Source organism: Marinobacter sp. H13, from assembly GCF_059072335.1.
Window position 1 is genome coordinate 1,792,630 of record NZ_JCACRU010000001.1, and the last position, 23,933, is coordinate 1,816,562.

The 23,933-nt window shown below is 57.5% G+C and carries 19 protein-coding genes; 6 read left to right on the forward strand and 13 right to left on the reverse strand.

Annotation, left to right across the window (positions count from 1 at the left end):
* The first annotated feature begins 7 nt into the window (after positions 1–7).
* Positions 8–1,747 (forward strand): ATP-binding protein, encoded by a 1,740-nt coding sequence (locus AC5JQH_RS08410; RefSeq protein WP_493805480.1) that lies wholly within the window; start codon positions 8–10, stop codon positions 1,745–1,747.
* On the forward strand, positions 1,722–4,559 hold the full coding sequence (locus AC5JQH_RS08415; protein WP_493805481.1) for a PAS domain S-box protein: 2,838 nt from the start codon (positions 1,722–1,724) through the stop codon (positions 4,557–4,559). Before AC5JQH_RS08410 ends, AC5JQH_RS08415 begins: the two co-directional genes overlap by 26 nt.
* Before the next feature lie 123 nt (positions 4,560–4,682).
* Here AC5JQH_RS08415 and AC5JQH_RS08420 read toward each other — a convergent pair whose 3' ends face one another.
* The 5 genes from AC5JQH_RS08420 to AC5JQH_RS08440 form a co-directional block, all read right to left on the reverse strand.
* Positions 4,683–5,222, reverse strand: a complete 540-nt coding sequence (locus AC5JQH_RS08420) for a ferritin-like domain-containing protein (protein WP_008173036.1) — start codon at positions 5,220–5,222, stop codon at positions 4,683–4,685.
* A 78-nt stretch (positions 5,223–5,300) separates the two neighbouring features.
* Entirely contained in the window at positions 5,301–8,060 is a 2,760-nt protein-coding gene (gene acnA / locus AC5JQH_RS08425) for an aconitate hydratase AcnA (protein ID WP_273157430.1), read from the reverse strand.
* Between the two features lie 260 nt (positions 8,061–8,320).
* Positions 8,321–9,841, reverse strand: coding sequence for a methyl-accepting chemotaxis protein (locus tag AC5JQH_RS08430; RefSeq protein WP_493805482.1), 1,521 nt, complete (start codon positions 9,839–9,841; stop codon positions 8,321–8,323).
* The gene (locus tag AC5JQH_RS08435; protein WP_493805483.1) at positions 9,838–10,497 is read right to left on the reverse strand and encodes an SCO family protein; all 660 of its coding nucleotides are present in this window, start codon (positions 10,495–10,497) and stop codon (positions 9,838–9,840) included. Before AC5JQH_RS08435 ends, AC5JQH_RS08430 begins: the two co-directional genes overlap by 4 nt.
* A 97-nt stretch (positions 10,498–10,594) precedes the next feature.
* Positions 10,595–12,418 (reverse strand): ABC transporter ATP-binding protein, encoded by a 1,824-nt coding sequence (locus AC5JQH_RS08440; protein WP_493805484.1) that lies wholly within the window; start codon positions 12,416–12,418, stop codon positions 10,595–10,597.
* Between the two features lie 144 nt (positions 12,419–12,562).
* On the opposite strand from AC5JQH_RS08440, the gene AC5JQH_RS08445 reads away from it, so the two are divergent.
* Both AC5JQH_RS08445 and AC5JQH_RS08450 read left to right on the forward strand, forming a co-directional pair.
* Positions 12,563–14,017: a hypothetical protein gene (locus AC5JQH_RS08445; protein WP_493805485.1), complete on the forward strand. Its 1,455-nt coding sequence runs from the start codon at positions 12,563–12,565 to the stop codon at positions 14,015–14,017.
* Positions 14,018–14,206: 189 nt separating this feature from the next.
* Positions 14,207–14,848 (forward strand): c-type cytochrome, encoded by a 642-nt coding sequence (locus AC5JQH_RS08450; RefSeq protein WP_493805486.1) that lies wholly within the window; start codon positions 14,207–14,209, stop codon positions 14,846–14,848.
* A 98-nt stretch (positions 14,849–14,946) separates the two neighbouring features.
* Here the strand turns inward: AC5JQH_RS08450 and AC5JQH_RS08455 are convergent, their stop codons facing one another.
* The 3 genes from AC5JQH_RS08455 to AC5JQH_RS08465 form a co-directional block, all read right to left on the reverse strand.
* Positions 14,947–15,915: an alginate export family protein gene (locus AC5JQH_RS08455; RefSeq protein ID WP_008173048.1), complete on the reverse strand. Its 969-nt coding sequence runs from the start codon at positions 15,913–15,915 to the stop codon at positions 14,947–14,949.
* 21 nt (positions 15,916–15,936) lie between these two features.
* Entirely contained in the window at positions 15,937–16,086 is a 150-nt protein-coding gene (locus tag AC5JQH_RS08460; RefSeq protein WP_008173050.1) for a hypothetical protein, read from the reverse strand.
* A gap of 335 nt (positions 16,087–16,421) precedes the next feature.
* Complete coding sequence (locus AC5JQH_RS08465) at positions 16,422–17,876, reverse strand: rhomboid family intramembrane serine protease (RefSeq protein ID WP_008173052.1); 1,455 nt, start codon at positions 17,874–17,876, stop codon at positions 16,422–16,424.
* Positions 17,877–18,198: 322 nt separating this feature from the next.
* Here AC5JQH_RS08465 and AC5JQH_RS08470 point away from each other — a divergent pair, with 322 nt between their 5' ends.
* Entirely contained in the window at positions 18,199–18,639 is a 441-nt protein-coding gene (locus tag AC5JQH_RS08470; protein WP_039882127.1) for an OmpA family protein, read from the forward strand.
* A 79-nt stretch (positions 18,640–18,718) separates the two neighbouring features.
* On the opposite strand, the gene AC5JQH_RS08475 is transcribed toward AC5JQH_RS08470, so the two are convergent.
* The 5 genes from AC5JQH_RS08475 to AC5JQH_RS08495 form a co-directional block, all read right to left on the reverse strand.
* Positions 18,719–19,120 (reverse strand): MAPEG family protein, encoded by a 402-nt coding sequence (locus AC5JQH_RS08475; RefSeq protein ID WP_008175782.1) that lies wholly within the window; start codon positions 19,118–19,120, stop codon positions 18,719–18,721.
* A gap of 2 nt (positions 19,121–19,122) precedes the next feature.
* On the reverse strand, positions 19,123–19,365 hold the full coding sequence (locus tag AC5JQH_RS08480) for a GlsB/YeaQ/YmgE family stress response membrane protein (RefSeq protein WP_008175780.1): 243 nt from the start codon (positions 19,363–19,365) through the stop codon (positions 19,123–19,125).
* 94 nt (positions 19,366–19,459) lie between these two features.
* Positions 19,460–20,158, reverse strand: coding sequence for a lysophospholipid acyltransferase family protein (locus AC5JQH_RS08485; RefSeq protein ID WP_008175778.1), 699 nt, complete (start codon positions 20,156–20,158; stop codon positions 19,460–19,462).
* A gap of 48 nt (positions 20,159–20,206) precedes the next feature.
* Entirely contained in the window at positions 20,207–20,797 is a 591-nt protein-coding gene (locus tag AC5JQH_RS08490) for a class GN sortase (protein ID WP_493805487.1), read from the reverse strand.
* Positions 20,794–22,863, reverse strand: a complete 2,070-nt coding sequence (locus tag AC5JQH_RS08495; RefSeq protein WP_100169516.1) for a marine proteobacterial sortase target protein — start codon at positions 22,861–22,863, stop codon at positions 20,794–20,796. The genes AC5JQH_RS08490 and AC5JQH_RS08495 overlap by 4 nt, the downstream gene beginning before the upstream one ends.
* A 367-nt stretch (positions 22,864–23,230) precedes the next feature.
* On the opposite strand from AC5JQH_RS08495, the gene pdsR reads away from it, so the two are divergent.
* Entirely contained in the window at positions 23,231–23,932 is a 702-nt protein-coding gene (gene pdsR, locus AC5JQH_RS08500; RefSeq protein ID WP_008175773.1) for a proteobacterial dedicated sortase system response regulator, read from the forward strand.
* Position 23,933 lies beyond the last annotated feature (1 nt).

Genomic DNA, 23,933 nt, shown 5'->3' on the forward strand with positions numbered 1-23,933 from the left:
TAGCTTTTTGACTGTCGTCGTTCTTTCAGCGACAGCCTACAACGAGCTGATCCGGGATTTCGAAAACGTTCTCACCCAGCGCCAGCTTCTGGACGCCGAGTCAATCGCCAATCGAGTCGATCAGGATCTCCAGGTGCGCATACAGGCTCTGGGCGCTTTCGCCGCTACTCTGACGGATGGTAAAAACCGACTCTCAAAAGATCGCATCGAAGCTCTGCTCGGTCGGCAATCGGCTTTATCCGAGTACTTCGAGGCAGGCCTGTTGGTCTTCGACGAAGACAGCGTGGCAATCGCCGAAAACGTTTACGTACCCAATCGTATAGGCACCTCTTACGCTGACCGGCAGCACTTTCGCGAGGCCTACAAAACCCGGGAACCCGTCATCAGCCGGCCAATTATTGGCAGGACAACCGGGCTTCTGCTCCTATCTTTTCTTTACCCTATCAGTAGTGACGATGGGGATTTACTTGGTTTCGCCGGAGGAATCATCAACCTGGCCGAGGCCGGGATCATACCGAAGCAGGAAGATGCCTCTTCTGGCGCCCTGTTCAAGGTCATCGACACCGGCCATTTCATGCAGGTGGATACGCTCTCCGTCGCCAATCCGATGCCCGATCTGCCGCCACCAGGCGAGGATCTGATTATTGATGCGGCATTGTCCGGCCAGACCTCAGGCGTTGTTTCCGACCATTCTGGAAAAAAGTGGATCTACGCTACGCAACATCTTGACCGCGTGGGCTGGATGTTTCTAAGAGCAGTGCCCTACCAACAGGCAACACAACCGGCACGGGCCTCTTTCGACAAGTTCCTTGCTGCCAGTGCCGTGGCTCTTCTGGCACTGGCAGCCATAGCTTGGCTACTCGCCCGGGCAACAACGCTTCCATTGGAGAGAATGTCGCTCAGGATACGGGAAATGGCGACGGAGGGTTTTGCGGCAAACCGATTGTCTCTTAAAGGCCCGCCAGAGGTCAGAAACGTAGCCCGCGCCTTTAACAAGCTGATGAAGGAACGCGAGGCGCTGGACATCATGAAAGACGACTTTGTCTCGAACGTAAGCCATGAGCTGCGCACGCCTTTGACCTCGATAAACGGCGCACTGAAACTGCTGCGCTCAGGCGCAGCGGGGAAACTGCCGGATAAAGCTGACTCGATGGTCGACGTTGCTTTTCGGAATAGCGAACAGTTGCAACGGCTGATATCCGACCTGCTGGACTTCAACAAAGCCATGGCAGGGCAGATGCCCATCGATCTGGAGACAGTTGATCCTGCAACAGCTATAAGGGATGCCTGCGATGGCAACCGGGCCATGGCAAGCCACTACCAAATTCCACTGACACTTGGAAATTGCACAGAGAAATTCGTCACCGCTGATCCAACCAGACTTAGACAAATATTGGATAATTTCATCAGCAATGCCATCAAGTTTTCTCCCGTAGGAGGCTCTGTCAGGATCTCGTCAGAATCAACCTCATCTGGCATGGTTCGAATTACCGTATCAGATGAAGGCCCAGGCGTTCCGGAGAGCTTCCTGCCACGGCTGTTCCAGCGATTTGCCCAGGCCGACTCAGGCTCCGCCAGGGCCCAGGCAGGAACAGGGCTCGGCCTTGCGATCTGCCAGGAGCTGGCGAAACTCATGAACAGTGAAGTCGGCTATTTTTACGACAACGGAGCCAACTTCTGGGTTGAGCTACCTAATGACATAGTTAGGGGGAACAACATTAATGAAAGCGCCAGAACTTCCTCCTGAGGAGACTGAGCGCCAGGCGGCGCTTGAACGTACGGGCCTGCTCGATACGGAGCCTGAAGAGCGGTTTGATCGTTACACCCGTATGGCCCGCAAGGCATTCCGGGTTCCCATTGCGCTGGTTAGCCTGGTGGACAAAAACCGGCAATGGTTCAAGTCCTGCCAGGGGCTCGCAGCTTCGGAAACGTCCCGCGACGTATCCTTCTGCGGTCACACCATTCTTGACTCGGGCACCCTGATCATCGAAGACACCATGGAGGATCCTCGCTTCTCCGACAATCCGCTGGTTACCGAGGCCCCGAATATACGCTTCTACGCGGGCGCCCCCCTCCACAACAGCGAAGGCTTCAGATTGGGGACGCTCTGCCTGATTGACGCGACTCCGCGCTCCTTCGATAAGGAGGACCAATCCCTTCTTCGTGAAATGGCCGACTGTGTCGAGCGCGAAATCAACATGCAGGCGGCAACCGAGTTCTACCGGGAACTCAAACACAGCGAGCGAAGGTCACGGGCTATTATTGAAGGTACGAGAATTGGCACCTGGGAGTGGAACGTACAAACCGGGGAAACCGTTTTCAACGAGCGCTGGGCCAACATTTGCGGCTACACGCTTGATGAGCTGGAGCCTGTCAGTATCGAGACATGGTTAGCCTTCGCACATCCGGATGATCTGCCTGAATCAGAGCGATTGCTAAAAGCTCATTTTGCCGGTGAATTGTCCGAGTACGACTACCGGTGTCGGATGAAGCATAAGAACGGCCATTGGGTTTGGGTGCACGATCGCGGCCAGGTGTTTGAATGGACCGAGAACGATGAACCACTGATGATGTATGGCACCCACGCCGATATCACAGAGGAAATGAGCAACCTGAGCAAGATCCAGCATCAGAACGAAGCGCTGGCCATTCTCAATGATCTGGCCCTGGACACCGAAACCAATGATGACATTCGCATCGAAAAAGCCCTTCGGCTCGGGTCTGACTACCTGAAGCTGCCTCTCGGAATAGTCAGCGAGATCCATAGTAACGTTTATTCCATCCGGTGGTTCGTCGCCCCCGAGGATGCCGGACTGGAGCAGAATGCCAGCTTTCCACTGAAAGACACCTATTGTTCAATGCTCCTCGGTTCGCGGGAAAGCCTGGCCATTGCACACATGGCCAGATCGAGCTATCGCGATCACCGGTGCTACGACAAGTTCGGGCTTGAGAGCTACCTGGCTGCGCCCATTTTCATCAAAGACCGTTTGTACGGAACCCTCAACTTTTCTTCGCCAGAACCGAGGGAACAGGACTTCTCGGATACTGAAATCAAGTTCGTGACTCTCCTGGCACGCTGGGTTGGAGCCCTCATTGAGAGGCAGCTCAGTGTGCAGATGCTCACCAAACTGGTAGAACAGACGCCGGGCATGCTCTATCAGTATCAACAGTGGCCGGATGGCCGTGTTTCGTTTCCCTACACAAGTCCCGGCATCACGGACATCTACGGTGTTACAGCAGAGGAGGCACATGAAGATGCCTCGATCTGCTTCACCAAGATCCATCCCGATGATTTGCCCAAGGTAGCAGCCAGTATTGAGAGATCTGAGGAGTCCTTGACGCTCTGGCACAGTCACTACCGGGTAACAGATGGCAAATCCGGCTGGCGCTGGGTAGAGGGCAAGTCATCACCGGAACGGATGCCAGACGGCAGCACCATGTGGCACGGTTATATTGCTGACATTGATGAGGCAAAACAAACCGAACTGGCCCTTCAGGAAAGCGAAGTTCAGCTCCGGAGACTCTACGAACTGTCGCCCATTGGCATAGCGCTGAATGACTATGTATCAGGAGCGTTTCTTGACGTGAACGAGGCTCTGCTAGGGCCTACCCGATACAGCCGTAACCAATTGATGGCAATGGACTACTCGCAGCTCCTGCCTCCGGACTTCGAAAACCATCGACAGCAAATCATCGCGGAACTTCAGAGCGACAGACGTTTCGGGCCTTATGAAGTCGAGATCGGGCGCGCGGATGGTTCAACCTACCCTGCCATCGTCCGCGGTATGAGAATCAGCAACCCCTCTGGCCAACCCCTGACCTGGACCCTTATAGAAGATATTTCCGAGCGCAAAAAAGTAGACCGGATGAAAAGCGAGTTCATCTCAACGGTAAGCCATGAACTCCGTACGCCGCTGACCTCCATATCGGGTTCTCTTGGCCTGGTCGAAAGCGGAACTTTGGGCGCGCTTCCCTCACAGGCTGAGCGTATGGTGTCTATCGCCCATCGTAATGCCGAGCAGCTGAAACAACTGGTGGACGACCTGTTAGACATGGAAAAACTTGTTTCCGGCAAGATGACCATGAACCTGCGTATACAGGAACTTGGCCCCGTCATTGAGGAGTCGGCAGAACGTCTCAAAACCTACGCCCTGGACAGCGGCGTTTCTGTGCAGATCGAAGACAGTAGCCCCAACTGCATGGCGAAAATCGATCGATCGCGTCTGGGCCAGGCATTTACCAATTTGCTGTCTAACGCCATCAAGTTCTCGCCCCCTGAAGGTGAGGTTTTGGTATGCACCGAGGTCGAACATGATCTTGTCCGTATCCTCGTTACTGATCAGGGACCTGGCATTCCTGATAATTTCCGCGGCAGAATTTTCCAGAAATTCGCTCAGGCAGACAGTTCCGACACACGTGGCAAACGGGGAACAGGTCTCGGTCTGGCCATCACGAAAGAAATCATGACACAGATGGGAGGAGATGTCGGATTCGAGTCACGGGAAGGAAGGGGCTCAACTTTCTGGCTGGGACTGCCGTTGGAGCAAGTGAAGGCATAGATGTGGGGTTTGACTCAGAGGAAGGGCATGGCGCCTGTTTCTGGTTGAGTTTGCCAGTCGCCTAAACCGGCAATAAAAGCGCTGCCTGAAAGGCAGCACTTTTACTGTCTACGGTCAGGCGGCTTAGCTATCCAGACCTTCAAGTAAGCCCGCCATATCGTCGGCGTGCTCCTCTTCCTGAGCCAGGATTTCCTCGATAATCCGCCGTGATGTCGGGTCCTGATCTCCCAGATAACGGGCAATTTCGCGGTAGCTGTCGATGGCAATCCGCTCCGCCACCAAATCTTCCACTACCATTTCCCGCAATGTATCGCCCTCAACGAACTCAGCGTGGGACCTCGTTAAAAGACCTTCGGGCGAGAAGTTCGGTTTCCCACCCAACTGCACGATACGTTCGGCCAGCCAATCGGCGTGCTGCTGTTCCTGATCGGCATGCTCCAGGAATTCCTGGGCAGCAACATTGGCATTGATGCCATCTGCACGGAAGTAATGGCTCTTGTAGCGCAGCGTGCAGACAATTTCGGTTGCCAGTGCCTCATTCAGGATTTTCACGACATTGTCGCGGTTGGCACCGTAGCCCTCGGTAAGCGCTCCTTCTTCGATGTGCTTGCGGGCCCGCTCTCTGAGGGTTTTCACGTCGGTCAGAAACGGTTGATCGGTCATAATGTCTCTCTCGTTTCTCTCATTGATCTCTTGAATTCGGCATAGCGGCCGCCCGCTATGCCATTTCACCCTGTCCACTCAGGCAGTGCGCAACATTTCCCGCACCACGTAATGGAGGATGCCGCCATGCTTGAAGTAGACGGCCTCGTTGGCGGTGTCGATGCGAGATTTCAGCTCGCAGGTCTCCGTGGATCCGTCCTTGTACTTCACCGTCATCTTGAGGGTCTGTCCCGGCTTGATCTCACCAGACAGGCCTTCGATGCTGATGGTTTCCTCACCGGTGAGCTTGAGGCTCTTGCGGTCCGTGCCTTCCGGGAACTGAAGTGGCATTACGCCCATACCGATCAGGTTGGAGCGGTGAATGCGCTCGTAGGATTCGGCCACCACAGCTTTCACACCCAGAAGACGGGTACCCTTGGCCGCCCAGTCGCGGCTTGAGCCGGTACCGTACTCCTTGCCGGCAATGACCACCAACGGCGTGCCTTTCTCCTGATACTTCATGGCGGCATCGTAAATCGCCATCTGTTCGCCCGTGGGCACGAATTTGGTGTAACCGCCTTCCACGCCGTCGAGCATTTCGTTCCTGATACGCACATTGGCAAAGGTGCCACGCATCATGACTTCGTGGTTACCCCGGCGAGAGCCATAGGAGTTGAAGTCTTTCGGCTCGACACCGTGCTCCTGCAGGTATTGTCCGGCAGGGGTGTCCGGCTTGAAGGAACCGGCCGGTGAGATGTGGTCGGTAGTCACCGAATCGCCCAGCAGTGCCAGTATGTTGGCATCCTTGATATCGTCGATCGCGTCCGGTTCTTCCTTGAGCCCTTCGAAGAACGGCGGATGCTGGATGTAGGTGGATTTATCAGACCACTCGTACACCTTGCTTTCCGGCACCTTGATGGACTTCCAGGTGGCGTCGCCATCGAAGACTTCCGCGTATTCCTTACGGAACATATCGGTCTTCACTTTCTCCACCGCTTCAGCGATCTCCTGCTGGCTCGGCCAGAGGTCCTTCAGGTACACCGGGTTGCCATCCTTGTCGTTGCCCAACGGATCTTTTGAGAGATCCAGGCGCACGTTGCCGGCCAGCGCATAGGCAACCACCAGAGGCGGCGATGCCAGCCAGTTGGTTTTCACCAGCGGATGCACCCGGCCTTCGAAGTTCCGGTTGCCGGAGAGCACAGAGGCCACGGTCAGGTCACCATCACTGATGGCTTTCTCTACCGCGTCCGGCAGAGGCCCGGAGTTGCCGATGCAGGTTGTGCAGCCATAGCCGACGAGGTTGAAGCCGAGTTTGTCCAGATCGTCCTGGAAGCCACCCACTTTCAGATAGTCAGTGACGACTTTGGAACCCGGCGCCAGCGATGTCTTGACCCAGGGCTTGGTACTCAGTCCCTTCTGGACCGCTTTCTGGGCGATCAGGCCTGCGGCCATCATAACGCTCGGATTTGAGGTGTTGGTGCAGGACGTGATCGCCGCAATGACCACGGCGCCCGGATCGAGCCGGCTTTTCTCGCCATTCATCTCAAGGGGCTGGCTGGCATGGTGCTCGTAGCTGTCATCGACGCCTACGGCAGTCTGGCCGCCCTCAGACTCAAGATTCGCCTCACGGTTCTCAGCCGGCCCTTCAGCGGTTTCCATCAAAAGCTCAAAGGACGACTTCATGTTTTTCAGGGCAACACGATCCTGCGGGCGTTTGGGGCCGGCAAGGCTGGCCTCAACTTCGCCCATGTCGAGTTCCAGGTTGTCGGTGTACACCGGCTCATGGCCGGGCTCACGCCACAAGCCCTGGGCCTTGGCGTAGGCTTCCACCAGCTCCAGCTGTTCTTCCTCACGGCCGGTCAGGCGCATGTATTTGATGGTCTGCTCATCTACCGGGAAGAACCCGCAGGTGGCGCCGTATTCCGGGGCCATGTTGGCGATGGTGGCCCGGTCTGCCACCGGCATGTCCTTCAGGCCGTCGCCATAGAACTCCACGAACTTGCCCACCACGCCTTTCTTGCGCAGCATTTCGGTGACGGTGAGCACCAGATCTGTTGCGGTGATGCCCTCACGAAGCTTGCCGGTGACCTTGAAGCCCACCACTTCCGGAATCAGCATGGAGACGGGCTGGCCCAGCATGGCGGCTTCCGCTTCGATGCCGCCAACGCCCCAGCCAAGAATGCCCAGGCCGTTGATCATAGTGGTATGGGAGTCTGTGCCCACGAGGGTGTCCGGGTACGCGATGGTCTTGCCGTCCTGGTCCTTCTGCCAGACGGTCTTGCCGAGGTACTCCAGGTTCACCTGGTGGCAGATACCCGTGCCCGGCGGCACCACACGGAAGTTGTCGAAGGCCTGCTGGCCCCAACGCAGAAATTCGTAACGTTCCTGGTTGCGCTCCATCTCGATGGTAACGTTGTCCTTGAACGCAGAGGCGTCGCCAAAATTGTCCACCATCACAGAGTGGTCGATCACCAGGTCCACCGGCGACAGCGGGTTGATCATCGCCGGATCCTTACCGGCTGCCTTGACCGCCTCACGCATGGCAGCCAGGTCGACGACGCCGGGCACGCCGGTGAAATCCTGCATTAACACGCGGGCAGGCCGGAACTGGATTTCAGTGTCGGAACAGCGATCCTTCATCCACTGCACCATGGCATCAATGTGGCTTCTGTCCACGGTGGTGCCATCCTCATTGCGCAGAAGGTTTTCCATCAGCACTTTGAGCGAAAACGGCAGGCGATTCAGGTCGCCGAGGGTGTCCGCAGCCTTGGGCAGGCTGTAGTAATGAAAGGTTTTACCGCCAGCATCCAGGCTGGAAAGGGTATTCAGACTGTCTTTACTGAGACTTTCGTTCGACATGTGGTGCCTCCTTTTTCGTCGTTATCCGCGTAGTCCGGAAGGCTCTTTCGAAGCCCTTTCAGCAACGCATCGACCGGGAAAGCAATCCCATACCGGGCAATAGCCTGATGAAAGGACTCCACAGCATGAAGTCACCTTTAACTATTGCAGCAATTAACGAGAGTTCAACCGCGGGCCGGTGAATGTTCGGCATCAGCGCGGTGAATATCAGACCAACGTCGGAGAGCCCGACGACTCTCCGACATCAGTTCCTGGAAGGTTTAGATGCGATACAGCTTCACCAGTTCATTCAGTTTTTCGGTGACCGCCTCAAGGTCTGAAGCCATGGTTCTGACCCGCTCCGCCTCGGATACCACATCGTTGTTCCGGTTGGCGATGGAATGGATGTTCTCATTGATCTGAAGCGACGTGGCTGCCTGCTCTTCCGAGGCCGATGCGATCTGGTAATTCATTCGCGAAACCTCGCCGATGGCTGCTTCAACTTCGCGAATTGCCTCGCCAGTTTCTCGCATGGCCCGTGTTGACTCGGCAGAACGGGTCCGGCCCATCTCCATCGAAGCCTTGGTGGCTTCTGATATGTCGCTCAGTTCGCCGACGGTAGCCCGAATCTGGTCAGTAAATTCCTGGGTTCTCAGGGAAAGCGCCCTGACCTCATCCGCCACCACGGAGAATCCACGGCCATGCTCTCCGGCTCTTGCCGCCTCGATGGCGGCGTTCAGAGCCAGCAGATTGGTCTGCTCGGAGATCGCATTGATCGAGCCAACGACTGAGGAAATGGATTCGATTTTTTCGCCCAGCTCATCGACCCTTTTAGCACTGCTCTCCAGCGCCTCATCGGTTGCCTCAGTCAGTTTTGAGGCGTTAGCCATGGCTTCACCGCCCCGGTTGGCAGCGCCAGAAGCATTGCTGGCCGCATCGGACGCCAACTGCGCGTTACTGGCGACTTCCTGGATACTGGCGGACATTTCATTGGTAGCCGTGGCTGCCTGATCGGTCTGGACCTGCTGCTCACTGGTGATCTGCGTCGTGGTATCGCTAACGCTGGTCATTTCATTAGCGTTTGAGCGCAGCTGCTCTGACAGTTCCCTGAGTCTGGCAATCAACTCAACGAACCGCTCAAGCATATTATTGAAGGAACTGGCCGTGACGCTCTTGTCTGCCTCATCAAGACGGGCTGTCAGATCGTTGTTGCTGTCGAAGCCCCGAATAATCTCGATAATCCTGATCGACTGCTTTTGCTCCGCGCCCATTCGGATTGCGAAGAACACCAGAATCGCCGCCTCGAAAACCACGAACGCTGCGTGCAGAAATGCGATCGACCAGCTGCAGTCATAGTTGAAGATCATCAATGCCATGTTGCCAAAGGATGCACCGCTCAGCTGCAGGCCCGTCAGCGCCAGGTGATGAACGGCAATGGTGCCTGCCGCGACCACCACGGGCAGCCAGTCCCGATAAATGATAACCAGAGCCAGGGCGGCAAAGATGTGGAAATGCATTTCAATGCGCCCCATCTGGGCCTGGATCATGATGGCCGAGAAGAGCATCAGGCAGATTGCGAACAGTGACGACAAGGCCCTTGTTCCACGCATCGTAAAGAAACCGGCAGTTGCAAGACCTCCCACTAACAACGACGCAATCAGAGCAAACGTGGTGGTGCCATAGCCCATCGGCACCAGCAAGCCGACCACCGGAATATGAGCCAGAAGGATCAACAACATCTGGCGATCGGTGCGCTCCCGGATTTCAACTTCATAAGACTGACTGTTTACTGCGGTCGTCATGTGGAACTCTCGCTATTTTTGTCTTTTAGTAAGCGGCGAAGATCCTGTTCAACCAGCTTGAGATTCAGATCTGGTGTTGTGTAAACCAGCCTTCTGCGGAACTCTCCCGTCACTACATGCAGATGTGCGCTGTGAGCAATGAGATCATCCTCGGAACTACCCTGTTTAACGGCAAAATCGTTGTAAGCTGAAGCAAGTTTTTGAGCGGCCCGGTGAGTTTCCGGCCGGTAGTATTTGAACGCCTGCCCAAGACTCTCCATGGTCTGGTCAAGGACTTCCGGTGTGTCGTTTTCCGGGTCAAGGGTGACAAACAGGAACTCGATCTCAGTCCCATCCAAAAGCTGGCTCAGCTCCATCAGATTGACCAATTGGACCGGGCAAACGGTTCCGCACTGGCGATAACCAAAGAAAATAACGGCAAGCCCTTCCTGCGGAGGCTGGTAGCCGATCAGGTTTTCTCCCGGCTCATTGATCGCCATCCCGTAAAACCCGCTGTTGTTCAGCAGCGACGGCATCACCGGGAGCGCGAGTGCCAGCAGGAAAGCTGCGGCGAAAAGCAGAATACTTGTCGTTTTCCTGTTCACTTTTCCTGTCCGTGAAAGATCGGCGCAAGTTTGCAGAGAAGTTTGAAACCGGGCTATAGGTGCATTACGCAACGTTTAGCCCCTAGAACTTGCATTTCCAATCTTTTACGGACGCAAAAAGCGACAGATCTTTTTTTGTTGTAATGAGAAGTAAACTTTAGGGACAGGATTACATCTGGCGCTCGCCATAAAGTTGGGCGTATAGCCCTTCCCTGGCAATGAGCTCGTCGTGGTGACCCTCTTCAATAATCCGGCCATCTTCGAAAACACAGGCACGATCTGCCTGTTTAACGGCGCTGAGGCGATGGGCAATGATCAGCGTGGTGCGCTGTTTGAGGAAAGCTTCGAGGTCCCGATGGAGCTGAAACTCTGTTTCCGCATCCAGCGCCGAGGTGGCTTCATCCAGGATCACCACTGAAGGCTCTGACAGGATCATCCGGGCAATGGCCAGGCGTTGACGCTGTCCGCCCGACAGGCGCACGCCCTGTCGGCCGATAACGGTATCAAGCTGGTCGTGCATTGCCGCAACCGTGCCGTCCAATTGGGCGATTCGCAGGGCATCCCAGAGCGCGGCATCGGGCTTGTCCCGGCCAAGGGTCAGGTTCTGGCGAACGGTGTCGTTGAACAGCGCCGGGTGCTGAAGCACGGTCGCGACATGTTCACGAAGGCAGGGCAAGCCAATGCGCTCAACAGGCACTCCATCAATCAGCACCTCGCCCTGCTGCGGTGTGTACATGCCGAGGATGACCTGAATAAGGGTCGACTTGCCGCCACCGCTGGCGCCCACCAGGGCCACTTTTTCGCCGGGCGCCAACTCCAGATTGATGCCCCGGAGCACCTGCTCCTCGCCATAAGCGAAGTGGATGTTGCGCAGGGTAAGCCCCACGGTATGACGGTCGCGGAACGGGTTCTCCAGCGCCGGATAGCGGGGCTCTTCTTTCAGATCCATTAACCGGTTGATACGCCCGAGCGCCGCATTGGCGGCGAACCAGGCGTACTGCATGTTGAGCATTTCCTGAACCGGCGTCAGCATGAACCAGAGGTAGCCGAAAATGGCGAACATCATGCCGATGCTCAGGTCGCTGAACAGCACGGTTACCATCGCGGCGGCCCGGAACGCGTCGACGCCGAACTGGAACAGGGCAAAACTGGCCCGGCTGGCTGCATCGCTGCGCCATTCGAACTGGATCGCGTGGTCCCGCACGTTGCGGGCGCGGTCGATCAGCTGGCGAAGGTAATGCTTTTCCCGATTAGCCGCCCGCAGTTGGTGAATCGCATCCAGGGTTTCGGTCAGGTCGCCCTGGAACTCTTCGTAAGCGCTGTTCTCCCGGCGCTTCAACTCCTTGACCCGCTTGCCGATCAGAATCGTGGCGAAGATGACCAGCGGATTGAACAGCAGAATGAGTAGGCCCAACTCCCAGTGCACCCAGAGCAGGACCCCAGCGGTACCCAGCACTGTCAGGCTCGCCACCAGAAAACGGCTGATGGTGGTGCCCAGAAACTGGTCTACGGTATCCAGATCGGTAATAAAGTGACTGCTGATTCCGCCCGAGCCGCGAGTCTCGTACTCGGACATGGCCACCCGTTGCAAACGCCCGAGCAGGCGGGACCGGATGCGGAACACCACATCCTTGGAAACCTTGGAAAATTCCCGGGACTGCAAAACGTTGAACGACAGTGCCGCCACACGAAGCAGAAATGCCACCACAACCATCAGGCCGATATAGACCACCGGTGTTTCCCAGCTCCCCGGCAGGAAAGAATCCATTACCGGTAACACCGGGCCAGGCTCGTCCAGCAGCACTTCATCCACCAGAACCGGCAGCAGCAGTGGCACCGGCACACTCATCGCGGTTGCCATGATAGCCAGCAGATTGGCACGCACCAGTCTTGGCTTGTGCTTGAGCGCAAGCCCAAAGATATCCCGCCAGGAGTACTGCTGCCGGGTTTCACGGGTGTCGATACCGGTTACGCTGTTTTGCGGGTGTTCCAAGCAACCTCCCGAGAATAAGATGTGCCCGGTTGGATACGCCCGGGAACTGACAATAGTCTACCTGTTAACTGGTTTGCTGCGATCAAAACCGACATCTGTCATCATGAGCCAACGATTTTCTGATGGACCAGGACACAAGCACCTGTGAAACACGATTGCCACTATCACCCCGGCGACCCTGCCAAATGGCACTGTGGGGAGTGCCAGATCCATTACTGCAGTCGCTGCATGCCCGATGCCGACACCCGCCAGCGCAGGGCTTTGTGCCCCCACTGCAGCAAGGCCATGCGATATCTGGGCGCCGCCACCGAGGTGGTCCCCTTCTGGCAGCGACTCGGCGCTTTCTTCCGCTACCCATTCCATACCGACCCGCTGATCGTTATTGCCATCTGTACCCTGGTGCCGGTGATTGCCCCGGCCAATCTGATTGGCATCCTTATCTGGATAGTGCTGGCGCTTGCGCTCTTCAAGTACACCTATGCGGTGATCAACCACACCGCTGAAGGTCACCTGAAACCGCCGGCGGTGTCCGTCGCCTTCACCGGCAGTGGCTTTGATATTGTCATCCTGCAGTTGCTGGTATTCGTGCTGATGGGCGGGTTGGTTGGCGCTGCCGCCATGCTCGGCGGCCCGATCCTGATGCTGCTGGCGCTGGCATTTGTCATCCTGGCACTGCCGGCAAGCATCATGGTTCTGGCCATGGAGCGTTCGGTGGGCGCGGCGGTGAATCCGATGAATCTGGCGGTGCTGATCTCGCGAATTGGCACCCCCTATTTCCTGCTCTACGGCTACCTGATCCTGCTGACCCTCGCCTCGGGCGCGGCCCAGGACTTCGCGGTGAATCACTTCCCGTTCTGGGTTGCTCAGCCCCTGGCGGGCTTCCTGAACAGTACCTTCACGCTGATTCTGTTCCACATGCTTGGCTACCTGCTGTTCCAGTACCAGGAAGAGCTGGGTTTTGCCTCGGATATCCAGGATGACACCTCCGGGCAGGACACCCATCAGCGCGACCGTAGCGCCCGCTTCGATGCCGATATCGACATGAACCTGAAAGACGGCAACTACGATCGGGTGCAGAGCATGTTGAAGGAGGCGTTGAAGCGAGATCGTGATAACGCCCTGAGAATCGGCCAGCTGTACCAGCTACTGACGGCCCGCCAGGACACCGACGAACTCTACCGTTACCACCCGCGCATTCTGGGCTGGCTGGCCGATCGCAACGACGGAGAAGGCATCGCCGGTGTGCTGAATACGATCCAGAAAGCAGAACCCGGCTTCAAACTGGAGGATCCGGACCTTTCAGTGCGCTGCGCCCGGGCCCTGTACCACCGGGGCCAGTTCAAACCGGCCTTGCGAGTGCTTCAGGATTTCCACAAACGCTTCCCGGACAGCGAACAGCTGGCACCGGCCTACCTGCTGGTGGCACAGACCCTGGCCAACGGGTTGTCCCAGTGGGAAAAGGCAACCGCCTTCCTGACATTTATCCAGAAGCGATGCGCTAGTCACCCACTACAGGAGCAGATTGCGACTTATCTCAGGCAGGCGGAGAACCGGGAACCCCTGAAGGGGCCAAAGGCCCGCTTCAGCGTGTCGGAGTGAGTGGATTCGGAAGCGACAATCAACGGAAACCGGTACCCCAGGATGGGGGAACCACGGACAGCTCAAGAGAGACACCGGACCTGCCTCACAAACCGCGCTCTGATGAGCTGTTCCGATTTTTGATATTTGGCAAGGCTGAGGTCTGAACGGTCGACTATTCTTTGCCCTTCCCGTAGCAGTAGGTGGCTTATGATTCGTAGTTCTCGCCTGAGGAATCTGGTGTTGGCGCTTGGCCTGACAACCTCCTCCCTCGCACTTGCGGGTTCGACAGACGATGCAATGGACCAGCTTAACGCCATCATGGCGGATGACGAGAAACGGCAGGCCAGCTACGAGGCGGGGCACGAGCGCATTCGATTCTGTGGTTATTGCCATGGCGAGGATGGCAATAGCAAGCGGGATTACATTCCGAATCTCGCGGCACAGCATCCGCTATACCTCTTCAACCAGTTTGAAAAGTTCCGGACCGGCACCCGCGAAGACTATGTGATGTCGAAACTGGCGAAGACGCTTTCGCTGGAAGAGCGGATTAACATCGCGGTTTACCACAGCCAGCAGACTGCCAAACCCCGGACCGGTAGCGACCCGGCCCTGGCAGAAACAGGCGGAAAGCTATTTGCTGGGCGGTGTGCGGCGTGCCATCAAAAAGACGCTCAGGGCTTTCGTGATATGCCGCGGCTTGCGGGGCAGCCGGCGGAGTATCTTGAGATTGCCTTGAAGCGGTTTCAGGACATGGATCCCGAGAAGCAAAGCACGCCCATGATTGGGATCGCCGCGACTTTGTCAGAGGGGGATATTAAGGCTTTGGCTGAGTATCTGACGGAGAGGTAAACCCGCGTAGCTCCATAATGAGCGGGTGGGAACGGAAAACCAGAAAACGCCCCCTGGGGATCGTTTTCTGGCCTGAAGTTAACACCAATTATGGCGGATCAGAACTTCACTCCAGCCCACAACCAGGCCTTGTCCGTATCGACACCAAAGTCATCGGCCGAGAAACTGGCGAACTTGGCGCCCACACTACGGTTCTCATCAATGGTATACGTCGCCCGAAGACCGAGTTCGCTGCCATAATCAACGCTATTCCTATCACTACTGAAGTCCCGATAGACCACCATCAGCTTGACCCCGTTGACCGAGGTCGCAACAGACGCATGGATATCCTGCAGGCCGTCCACCGGGGTTACCAGGAACTGATCGGTCCAGCCGTTCATGGCGTGAAGCGTCGCCAACGGTGTCTGGAACGCATTGCCGTCATCGGAGCCGAGGGTTCCCACACCCGCCTTAAACGTCACTCCCAAGGCTGCCAGTCCTGCGTCCAGGAGCCAGTAGTCCACATCAAAACTTTGGGGGTTGTCCCCGTAGTCGCTCTGGCGCGCATACTCAAGTGTGTAAACGGCCTTAGCCCCCTCGGTAATGACCGTTCCTCCATCGAAACGCAAGCCAAGGGTCTGCGTAGACAAAGACGGTAAATCGGTAAAGTCCAGCAGGTAGCCGTAACCCGTCACCGTGCCTGCGGCCAGCCCCTCATACTGAACATTGAGCACTGGAGCACGCATGCGGAAATCACCCACCGGACTCGCATCTGAAAAAATTCGATTGGCATTATACAAATAGCCTGCGGTTATCCGTGTATCCCGAAGCGAGGTGTTAATGGCGGTGAACCCGTCAAAGGTCTGCTCATTCTGACGCCAGCCAACGTTGCCGATAAAGCGATGGTTGTCCAGCGCAAGACGCTGACGGCCGTAGGTCAAGGTCGTATCCGCCAGACCGCGATAGCGCAGGTAGGCCTGGTTGACCTCGGTTTCTGTAGGGTCTGCCACCACCGAGTGGTCAACGGTGCCGTTGACGGTGCTGTTGTAGTTCTCATCACCTACCGCAGTGACGTTCTCAGCCTCCATGAATAACTCAAACCCCTGATACTAAGCAGTGCGGTAACCCAGGCGTGTGCGGATAGTGGAGGCTTGGGCATTATCAAGCGGATTGTCCTGGTCGACAAACTCGTAGCGATAACGGATATCAGCCGACGCTGTGCCGGAGGTCAGCGCATCGGTAATGCTTTGCGACGCCACCGGAGTCGCTGTCGAGACCAATAAAATGCCGAGCGGCAAAACCGGCAGCGACAGTTTCCGGGCGCGAACTGGAGAGCAGTGATCGTTTTTTCATCGGTATTGTACCTTGTGTGCTGGCTAACGGGTTGCTGACAAACAGAAGCGGATGAAGCTGTGCGAGTCTAGGGTGCTTCAAACCGTACCAACCTTGATGAAAGTCAGCCGAGAGTTCTGACCACCCGGTAAACGGCATATAACAGACCAAAATACCTATAAATAATAACAACCTACCCACGTGGTGGTACTTGTTTTAACCTCTCAATCGCTCGTGATGATCAATATCTGCGGATAAGTCCTCAAAAATGCGCGGCTTCCAGAACCTGCTGATAGTGGCGGGCCTTGGGCGTCATCTGGCGTTTCTCAAATTCTTCAGCCAGTAGCCGGCAGGCTTCAGTAGTGAGCAGTTCGTCACCGGTGCTTCTGAGCCGTTCAAAAGCTTTCTCCGCTGCTTTGAGGTCATGCTGTTTCAGGCTGCTGAACAGCACCCGGTTATGATCTTCCGCCGTTAATGGATGGTGAGGTTCCCCTTTAGCCAGATACTCCTGCCAGATGGCAATCGTCTGCTCCGGCTGGCGACGGCCAAGGGCATCATTCATCAGCTCCCTGGCACGGTCGCGGTATTGCGGCAGGTCTGGCCGGAGTTTGGCCAGGTGGTAGAGATGTTCCAGCAGGATGGGCCGCTCCGGATAATGCTCACGCAAGGCTTCGAACTGGCGGCGGGCCAGATCGAACTCCATCCGGCCGAGGCTGGCCATGGCCTGGGCATAACCGGTGGTGAACCGGGCATCCTGCTCTTCCTCTTCCGGCTCGAAGAATTCCTCGCGCACCTGCAGCCAGCTCTTGCCGAGCAGCCAGACCAGGCCTGCGCCGGCGATCAGGCCGCCAGCGTGGGCCATGTAGGCGATGCCGGTGGCACCGGCGTACCAGTAATCGTAGATTTCCTTGCCCACCCATACGGGCAGCAGGGCAATAGCCGGAGCACGGAAATAGTTGAAGTAGACACCGAGAAAGTAGAAGAAACGGATTTTCTGTAGCCCGTAGATGGCCACATACATGCCCATCAGGCCGGAGATCGAGCCCGAGGCCCCCACGAGAGGCACATAGCTACCTGCAGAAACCGCGGTAAACATCAGGCCGGAAAGGGCCCCGCACACCAGGTAGGCAATCAGGTAGCGGCCCGGCCCAAGGGCTTTCTCAACGGTAAATCCGAGCAGGAACAGGAAGATCAGGTTGCCGATGATGTGGCCCCAGCCGCCGTGTAGAAACTGGTAGGTAATCAGGGTATACAGCGAAAGATCCGCCGGCACCAGACCAAGCTGGTTGGCACTGAGTTTCTGGAGGTATTCCTGCTCGATGGCGCTGCGCTGTTCCTGCCAGTGCGCCCTTTCCGCCGGCGCCCAGATGACATCGCGATTTTGCAGCAGGTACTGGTAGAACTCCCGGTCCATCATCAGGTTGATGGCCAGCCAGAAGTTCTCGTTCTCTTGCCGGAGTTGCTGAAACTGCTGTAGTTCGTAGACCCGGCTTTCTTCGCCCTGGAACTGGATTTGCCGCTGCAGGTAATCCTCGTAGGCCGGTGCCTCCAGCTCGTAAAGATCGGCGGCCAGGTATTGTTCAACGGCCTGCTCGAGTTTGCGGCTGTCACCCCCCTGATAGAACAGAAAAACCAGCAGACAGGCCATGATCAGGCCAAGGGTTACCCAGGGCGGACGTTTCCAGTTGATGGCGTTTTCGGCGGGGATAATCAGCATGGGCGGTCACAATTCATCATAATCTGTCCCTGAAAGAGTGTTTTTTACCACACCCAGGCCTTCTTTTCGCGCTCAAATGGAATCCAGCGCAAAGGTCGTTGCGGGTCAATCCCGGAAAGGTGGCACACGCCACAGAGTCGGGAAAGCCCCGACAACCGGTTCGACTGTCATAGAGACGTCACAGAAATGACATTTAATCGGTTCCATCGACGGACTGTACCGGGCCAGATATCGACCTTTCGCCAATTGCCGTTGTTCCTGCTCCAGCCAATAGTGAACAGGAATAACAAGAAAAACCGGATACCGAACCAAGGATTTTCAGATGACCGTACTCGTACTGGATAACCCGGAGCTGATTGCCAATGCCGCGATAGCCGCCGGCTTCACCACTGCCACTTTCGAGGCCGGAACCAGGCGCCCGCACCGCATAAAGTTCCATTACGGCTTCAACAAGCACTCGGTGGACAATGATGACATGGCGTTCCTCCAGCAGCATGCCGCCTATCTGAAGGAACACCCTTCCGTCAGCGTCAGGATTCATGGCCACTCCGACAACTTCGGCTCGGAAGACTACAACCGGTTCCTCTCCCGATTGCGGGCCAACGCGGTAGCGCGGATTCTCATGCAGGAAGGGGTTGCGGAATCCCGCATTCTGATGAGCCACTGGGGCTCAGCCCGACCTCTGGCAACTCCGGAAGATCGGGCTGCCAACCGGCGGGTTGAGCTGGAATATCTGACTCTGGATGTGGCCCGGGCGCTCTGACAAATCGCCTACAGACGAAAAAAGGGGGCCAGGCCCCCTTTTGGATTCGCTCTCTGCAAATCTTGCCAGTAGCGTTTCGTTAACCGTAAACCTGCCAGACGTTCCACAGCAGCAGCAATGCAGCCACCAGGATTGCCAGCCAGGTCAGCAGGATGCCGATCATCCGGGCCCAGTGGGTGCCGCCGCGACCGTTGATCATGCCGAAGGCATGCAGAATACGGCCAACCACCAGCGCCATCCCGGTCCAGTAGATCAGGCCGCTGGCAACGCCGTTGAGTTCAGCGATAGCAAGCATGATCAGACCCAGAGGGGCGTACTCCACCAGATTGGCGTGGGCCCGGACAGCCGCCTCAAAATCCTGGTCGTCGGCGGTGCCGAGACCCTTTTTGTACTTCAGACGAAATTTGACGACCTGAGCCGACAACACCAGTAAAAGAATGCCAATTACTGCGGCAAACACTCCGGTTACGGGTACGATCATGCTCAGGCCTTCTTGATTGCGCTGACGATCGCCAGAAGCAGCACCGCACCCACCGTTGCGGTCACCAGCTCACCGACAGCACCCTGGGCCGCCAGCCCCAATAGCCGGAATACGAAACCGCCGAGAAACGAGCCGACAATACCAATACCGATGTTGGCCAGAATGCCAAATCCACGGCCTTTCATGATCAGACCAGCCAACCAGCCGGCCACACCGCCGATAATCAGAAACAGAATCAGGTTCATCTCTTGCCTCTCCCTGAGGGTCATTGAACGAAACAACCGTCCCGCAAGACTGCCCTGTTTCCAGTGGTGCTTCAAGCACTTCCAGGGAAGGGGATTACAGTGCGGCAATGGCCTCAGACATTTGCCGGTGGCATCGGGCCATCAGTTCCGGAATATCCTCGGCGGTAAGGCCCTCGGTTTCGATGGGCGGCAGAACCCGGATGGCTACCGATTCACGGCGGCCGCTCCAGCCTTTCGCCTCATCAGCATATTCCTGCACACACACCATGGTGATCGGCGCTCCGGATGCCACTGCTGCGTGAAACGCGCCTTTTTTGAATTTCTGCAGGCCACGGCCCTTGCTGCGGGTGCCCTCGGGGAAAACCCAGAGACTTTTCCGGTCCCGGGCAATGGCACTGCTTGTGGCCTTCATAACCGCAACGGCCTTGTGGGAGCGTCCGCGATTGAGGATCACGTTGCCACCAAGCCAGAACACCTGGCCAAAGAAAGGCACCCAGACCAGTGACGATTTACCGACAGTTACGGTTCGCGGCGGCAACAGGTCGCCCACAACAAACAGATCGTCATTGTGCTGATGGTTGGCAATGACGACCGTGGGCCGGTCCTGCGGCATGTTCTCCCAGCCTTCCAGCGGCCGTTCCATACCGAGGACTGCCCGCCCGAAACGCGCCACAGCACGCGCCAGGAAACGATTGTTATCCGGGTTGAACGGCCTTGCTGCGTAGAAAACCAACGCGAAAAGGCAGATGATCGGTACGCTCAGCCACGCCAGCAGTTTTCTGATAATACCCATGCAACCACACTCTGCAGCCAAATTTTGGCGCACAAGTGTACGCCAACTTTATATTCCGGCAACAGTGTCAATTTGCTCCCTTTGTTTGCCCTTTGCCGAGGCCCTTACCACGTAACGAAGCGGCCCTCCGGCATCGACACTGTCGAACGGGTAACAGGTCACCAGCAGAAGCGTCCCCTCCGGCAAACGCTGGGTGTCAATCAGCTCTGAACGGCTATCCACCACCCGGGCACCGTCTACATGGTAACTCTGCCACCGGCCATCCCGGCCTTGCAGGCGAACCTCATTGCCGGTCTCCAGCGCTTTCAGGCTCCGGAAATGGGTATCCCGGTGCCCGGCAATGATCACGGCTCCGCCATGATCCCTGCTTCCGGTTAACCGGCCTGGACCAAACGCCAGACTCTCGCCGTGGGTATCGGCCAGAACAATCATCGTGTCGTTCAGCTCCGGAATGGCCAGGCGAGCTACCGGCCAGGTGTCCGCCCAGGGCCAGGGCCGCGATTCCGTCTGCCGGGCCTGACTTTCCGCCCAGGCCATCTCCAGTAATTCCTGGGCAATAACCGCCTTGAGCGGAATCCATAACCCGAATACCAACAAGGTAGCAGAGCTGGTCAATAACAGTAACAGGAGCCTTGTCATGGGAACGCCCTCCTCTGCAGCAGCACAATCGCCAGGGAAAACATCAGCCCGACCAGGCCGAGCGCAATCAGCAGCGGCGCCGACGTTGCCGTCTGCGGATAGCGCAGCATGCCGTCCTGGCTGCCCGCCGGCAGAAGAGTGGGCAAATTATCCGATTCCATTGGCGTTTCTGGGCTCCGGGCCGGCGTGGAATCCACGGCCACAAAACTGGTGTAGGCCGACATCAAGCCATGGCTGACCGCCAGCTCGGTAATGCCGGCCTTGTCCGGCTCCCGGCCCGTCACCCTGGCCTCATCCTCCAGGCTGTCGATCTTCTCTCTCGCCCAATGCCGATGAAGCCCGGTTGCCGGGGCGGCCTGCTGCAGGTCCAGCGTTCTGGTCCAGTCCTTGCCACCCGGCAGGCGACCCGACACCTTCAGTTCCCCCATGGCCGGAACACCGCGCACCACATGAACCAGCGGCTCGCCCTGGAACAGATCGCCCGAGCGCCTCGGAAATGACTCCTTGCCTGTCTCCTGGCCTGGCCAGTCGACCCGGATGTCCGTCAGAACCGGCGACTCCATGGCCGAAAACAGCGCCTGCAAAGGACCGTCCACATCGGAAGGCGAGTGGATCGCCGTATAAGTGCCCCGGCCCCAGCGGGCAGCCTCACGCATGAAATGCCGGTTCGGCGCAGAACCAATGCCTACGGTAAACAACCTCTGGCTGCCCAGTTGCTGACGGATCTGCCGGAACAGCGCCGCCTCATTGCCCACTGCGCCATCGGTAATGAAGATGACCTGGCGCACCCTCGCCCCGCCTTCAGTCTCGCCTGCACCTTCCAGGGCTCGGGACAGGGCCGGTGCCATCTCGGTACCGCCGTCGGCCCGCAGACGGTCAACGTACCGACGGGCCCGGGCGAGGTTATTGCCGGTCGCCACTTCCGGTTGCATAAACAGCGAGTGAGTCTGGCTGTTGAACTGAATCACATTGAACCGGTCACGTGGCGTCAGCGTGTCCAGACCGGCCTGAAGGGCACTTCGGGCCTGACGGATCGATTCCCCCGCCATGGAACCGGAGGTGTCGATCACGAACACCAGATCCCGGGGCAGCGCCATGGTGCCGTTTTCGCCCGGCACCAGCATCGCCATGAGATAGTCCTCACCCTGCCAGGACTGGTGAAAAACCGCTGCGGAGGGTTCCAGCCCGGCAACCGGACGCCACCGCACCACGAAATCACGATTCATCAGGATCTCGCCGCCATCGGGACGAATCCTGAAAGTCTGGCCATCCTGACTGGTCGCGAGACGGTGGGACGGGCTGGAGACGCTCTCCAGCGGCAGCCCGGAATCAATCACCAGATTAATCACCGCCCGGTGGCTGTCGGCCGCCACATCATCCGGGGTTACCGTAAACGGACTGATGGCACCGGCATCCGGCACCTCGGTCGTCGGCAGCGCCCACCCGCCTTGCCACTGATCCGGTGCGGTGCTGACCGGCGCTCCCGGCATGTAACGCGGCGTCAGCGTGGTCGGCACAGTGAGCTCGAACACCCCGGCCTGATACTGCACCGGTTGCTGGTACTTCAGCTTAACCGAAACCGTCTCCCCCGGCGGGATATTGGCAACCCGGGCAGTAAAAAGATTCGGACGCTGCTGCTCCACATTCGCCGCATGCTGCCCGGCCTGCTTTGCTTTCTCATAGGTCTGCAGCGCCGTCTCCCTGGGCTGCACCTTGCCCTCAATGGTCCGCTCCCCCACCGTCATCGTCAGACCGTACACACTGGCCTTCTCGGGCAACGGGAACACGAAAACGCCTTCGCGCCACTGGTCGCTGGTATTCTGGAAACTGCGCAGCAACCGAGTGTCGGCAATCAGTCCGCTGACCTGAATGTCGAATTCACTGTCCAGCACCAGCGCCGGTTCCTGCCATTGCCCCTGGCCGTCGACAAAATGCAACTGGCCGACCTTGTCTGCCTCATTCGCCTCGGCATACAGTGGGTGAACAAACAGCATCAGCAAAACTGCCAGCCAGAGGCTAATTCCCTCACAGATCTGCTTGAAACGACGGTGCAGAAAGCGGCTCATGAAAGAGGCCAGCGCCGGGTACCTTCCGAAACCGTGCGGAGCCATGGATGGCGGAGCCGAGCGTACAGGGACGTATTCACAGCGTGTTTCGGAAGGTACCCGGCGCTGGCCGGGCGGCAGACTCTTATCAGAAGAAGTCGAGTAGAGCTGCAAGAGAGAATTGGAGAGCATCATGAGAGAATCCTTGTGACTGCATGACTGTGCGAAACACCGCCATTTCAGCAATCCGGAGAGGAACTCCCATGGCAGAAAGCGACAAACCACCCTCAAAAAATGATGAATTATGGCAACAACGACCTGCGCGCTTGTTATCAGCACCTGCCGTGGTTAAATAGGCACACACCGGCAACGGGAAGCAGCCGCCACCATGAAGAAACACGTTGTACTGATCGAAGACGAACCCGCCATCCGCGACAACTACCGCGCCGCATTCGAGCGCCGTGGCTATCGCGTGACCGCCCATGGCGACCGGTCGTCGGCCTGGCAGGTGTTGCGGCAGTCCTTGCCGGACCTGGCCATCATCGACGTTGGCCTGGGCGATGAGCCGGAGGGTGGCTTCGCCCTGTGCCAGGATCTGAGGTCACTGTCCCAGACCCTGCCGATTATCTTCCTGACCGCCCGAGACAGCGACATCGATTCCGTCCACGGTTTGCGCCTTGGGGCCGATGATTACGTCACCAAGGACATGAGCCTGGACCACCTGCTGGCCCGGGTTACCGCCCTGCTCAGGCGGGCCGACGCCTGGGCCGAAGCCCTGCAGAAACCGGACGAGGTGCTCGAGCGGGGCAAACTCTCCCTCAATGTGGATCGCATGACAGTGGCCTGGGATGAAACGCCCATCGACCTGACCGTCACTGAATTCTGGATGCTGCACTCGCTGGTTCAGCACCCCGGCCATGTCCGCAGCCGGGAACAATTGATGGAAGCCGCAAGCACGGTGCTGGATGACAATACGGTCACCTCCCACATCAAGCGTATCCGCCGCAAGTTCCAGCAGATTGACGCAACCTTTGACGGCATACAGACCGCCTACGGCATGGGCTACCGGTGGAACGCCCGTGAGGTCTGAG

Excerpts from the sequence above, each read along its gene's own strand:
- pdsR (WP_008175773.1), top strand. The coding sequence starts at position 23,231 with ATGAAGAAACACGTTGTACTGATCGAAGACGAACCCGCCATCCGCGAC.
- AC5JQH_RS08455 (WP_008173048.1), bottom strand. The coding sequence starts at position 15,915 with ATGGAGGCTGAGAACGTCACTGCGGTAGGTGATGAGAACTACAACAGC.
- AC5JQH_RS08420 (WP_008173036.1), bottom strand. The coding sequence starts at position 5,222 with ATGACCGATCAACCGTTTCTGACCGACGTGAAAACCCTCAGAGAGCGG.
- AC5JQH_RS08480 (WP_008175780.1), bottom strand. The coding sequence starts at position 19,365 with ATGAACCTGATTCTGTTTCTGATTATCGGCGGTGTGGCCGGCTGGTTG.
- acnA (WP_273157430.1), bottom strand. The coding sequence starts at position 8,060 with ATGTCGAACGAAAGTCTCAGTAAAGACAGTCTGAATACCCTTTCCAGC.
- AC5JQH_RS08430 (WP_493805482.1), bottom strand. The coding sequence starts at position 9,841 with ATGACGACCGCAGTAAACAGTCAGTCTTATGAAGTTGAAATCCGGGAG.
- AC5JQH_RS08495 (WP_100169516.1), bottom strand. The coding sequence starts at position 22,863 with ATGAGCCGCTTTCTGCACCGTCGTTTCAAGCAGATCTGTGAGGGAATT.
- AC5JQH_RS08485 (WP_008175778.1), bottom strand. The coding sequence starts at position 20,158 with ATGGGTATTATCAGAAAACTGCTGGCGTGGCTGAGCGTACCGATCATC.
- AC5JQH_RS08475 (WP_008175782.1), bottom strand. The coding sequence starts at position 19,120 with ATGATCGTACCCGTAACCGGAGTGTTTGCCGCAGTAATTGGCATTCTT.
- AC5JQH_RS08490 (WP_493805487.1), bottom strand. The coding sequence starts at position 20,797 with ATGACAAGGCTCCTGTTACTGTTATTGACCAGCTCTGCTACCTTGTTG.
- AC5JQH_RS08470 (WP_039882127.1), top strand. The coding sequence starts at position 18,199 with ATGACCGTACTCGTACTGGATAACCCGGAGCTGATTGCCAATGCCGCG.
- AC5JQH_RS08465 (WP_008173052.1), bottom strand. The coding sequence starts at position 17,876 with ATGCTGATTATCCCCGCCGAAAACGCCATCAACTGGAAACGTCCGCCC.
- AC5JQH_RS08450 (WP_493805486.1), top strand. The coding sequence starts at position 14,207 with ATGATTCGTAGTTCTCGCCTGAGGAATCTGGTGTTGGCGCTTGGCCTG.
- AC5JQH_RS08415 (WP_493805481.1), top strand. The coding sequence starts at position 1,722 with ATGAAAGCGCCAGAACTTCCTCCTGAGGAGACTGAGCGCCAGGCGGCG.